The sequence below is a fragment of the Mesorhizobium sp. M8A.F.Ca.ET.021.01.1.1 genome (assembly GCF_003998025.1).
Taxonomy (GTDB): Bacteria; Pseudomonadota; Alphaproteobacteria; order Rhizobiales; family Rhizobiaceae; genus Mesorhizobium.
The window spans coordinates 1-2,216 of the sequence record NZ_RZSJ01000783.1 but is presented as its reverse complement, the minus strand read 5'-3'; the positions used below and the strand labels follow the sequence as shown (position 1 = coordinate 2,216).

At 65.8% G+C, this 2,216-nt stretch carries 2 protein-coding genes; both read right to left on the bottom strand.

The features are described 5' to 3' along the window. Positions 1-272: 272 nt before the first annotated feature. Positions 273-1,478: a 3-oxoadipyl-CoA thiolase gene (gene pcaF, locus EOA36_RS33785; RefSeq protein WP_127281051.1), complete on the bottom strand. Its 1,206-nt coding sequence runs from the start codon at positions 1,476-1,478 to the stop codon at positions 273-275. A gap of 1 nt (position 1,479) precedes the next feature. After that, the coding region (locus EOA36_RS33780; protein ID WP_145969467.1) for a CoA-transferase subunit beta at positions 1,480-2,216 on the bottom strand (737 nt) is incomplete at its 5' end.

The window sequence follows — 2,216 nt, the reverse complement described above, 5'->3', positions numbered from 1 at the left end:
GACGTATGAAGCTCGTCCGCCGCAGCGCCGCGCCAACCAAACCGCTTGGCGCTGCGGCGGATGCATAGGGGGAGAACTGTTACCTATGTATCCGGTTCAATCTGTTACCCATCTATCGGCTGGACACTGTCATTGCCGGTTTCGCCAATCACCGGCGTTCAAAGGAGGGCGCCGGCATTGCCGCCAGCTTCCTTCTCCCCGTCACTATACGGGGAGAAGTGCCCGGCAGGGCGATGAGGGGCGGCGCCAACCCTGGCAATTTGCAGTCTCGATCAGGCCCGTTCGAGCGCGATGGCGATGCCCTGGCCGACGCCGATGCACATGGTGGCCAGCGCATAGCGGCCGCCGCGTTCCCGCAGCTCCAGCGCAGCCGTGCCGGAGATGCGGGCGCCCGACATGCCCAGGGGATGGCCGAGCGCAATGGCGCCGCCATTCGGATTGACGTGTTCGGCATCTTCCGCGATGCCGAGCTGGCGCAGCACGGCGATGCCTTGCGAGGCAAAGGCTTCGTTGAGTTCGATGACATCGAATTGTTTCGGCGTCAGGCCGAGCCGCGCGCAGAGCTTCTGCGTCGCCGGCGCCGGACCGATGCCCATGATGCGCGGCGCGACCCCGGCGGCGGCACCGCCAAGGATGCGCGCGATCGGCGTCAGCCCGTATTTCCTCACCGCTGCCTCGGAAGCAACGACCAGCGCCGCCGCGCCGTCATTGACGCCGGAGGCATTGCCCGCCGTCACCGTGCCGCCTTGCCGGAACGGCGTCGGCAGTTTGGCCAGCGCTTCGACCGTGGTGCCGGCGCGGGGATGCTCGTCCTTCGACACGACGACCGCATCGCCCTTGCGCTGCGGGATCGCCACCGGAGTGATCTCCTTCGCCAGCCGGCCATTGGCTTGTGCCGCGACCGCCTTGTCCTGGCTGCGTGCCGCGAAAGCGTCCTGGTCGGTGCGTGACACGGCGAAATCCTCGGCGACGTTCTCGCCGGTCTCCGGCATGGAATCGACGCCATACTGCTTCTTCATCTGCGGGTTGACGAAGCGCCAGCCGATGGTGGTGTCGTAAATCTCGGCATTGCGCGAAAAAGCAGCGTCGGCTTTCGGCATGACGAAGGGCGCCCGGCTCATCGATTCCACGCCGCCTGCAATCAGCAGTTCCGCCTCGCCGGCCTTGATGGCGCGCGCAGCGATGGTCAGCGCGTCCATGCCCGAGCCGCACAGCCGGTTGACGGTGGAGCCCGGAATCTCCTGCGGCAGGCCGGCCAGCAGCAGCGCCATGCGCGCCACGTTGCGGTTGTCCTCGCCGGCCTGGTTGGCGCAGCCATAGACGACGTCGTCCACCGCCTGCCAGTCGATCCCGGGATTGCGCTCAAGCAAAGCCTTCAACGGGATGGCGCCAAGGTCATCGGTACGTACCGAGGACAGCGAACCGCCGAAGCGGCCGATCGGCGTGCGGATATAGTCGCAAATATAGGCCTCGGCCATGTCAGGCAGCTTTCCCTTTTCCGGTCCCCTCATGCGCCGCCTTGGTGCGGGCCTGCAGGTCGCGCAATGTCTTGAGTTCGAGTTCGCTTGGCGCCGGCGTTTCGTCAAGCGCCTCGGCGAACTTAACCACCCAGCCACAGCTCTCCTGCACCTGCTGGCGGGTAACGCCGGGATGTAGGGACACGACCGTGAATTCCTTGCTCACCGGGTCCGGCTTCCAGATGGCCAGGTCGGTGATCAGCAAGGTCGGGCCAGCGGTATCGATGCCCAGCCGCCTGCGATGATCGCCGCCCTCGCCATGGCCGAACGAGGTGAAGAAGTCGATCTTTTCAACCATGCCGCGCTTGGTCTGCGCCATGGTGATGTAGATTTCCTTCGACGACGTCGCGATCTCCGGCGCGCCGCCGCCACCCGGCAGCCTGGTCTTGGGATGAAAATAGTCGCCGATGACCGTGGTGTTGATGTTGCCGAACTTGTCGAGTTGCGCCGCGCCGAGAAAGCCGATCGAAATGCGGCCGCCCTGCAACCAGTAGCGGAACATCTCCGGCACCGCGACGGTGGTGACCGCGGTTTCGCACAATTCGCCGTCGCCGATCGACAGCGGCAGCACGTCGGGCGCCGTGCCGATCGTGCCGCTCTCATAGATCAGCGTGATGTCGGGTGCATGCGTCAGCCGCGCCACATTGCAGGCAGCCGACGGCGCGCCGATGCCGACGAAGCAGACGTCGTCGTTCCCCA

Bases quoted from the DNA above. Each gene is read 5' to 3' on its own strand.
- pcaF (WP_127281051.1), bottom strand. From the start codon at position 1,478: ATGGCCGAGGCCTATATTTGCGACTATATCCGCACGCCGATCGGCCGC.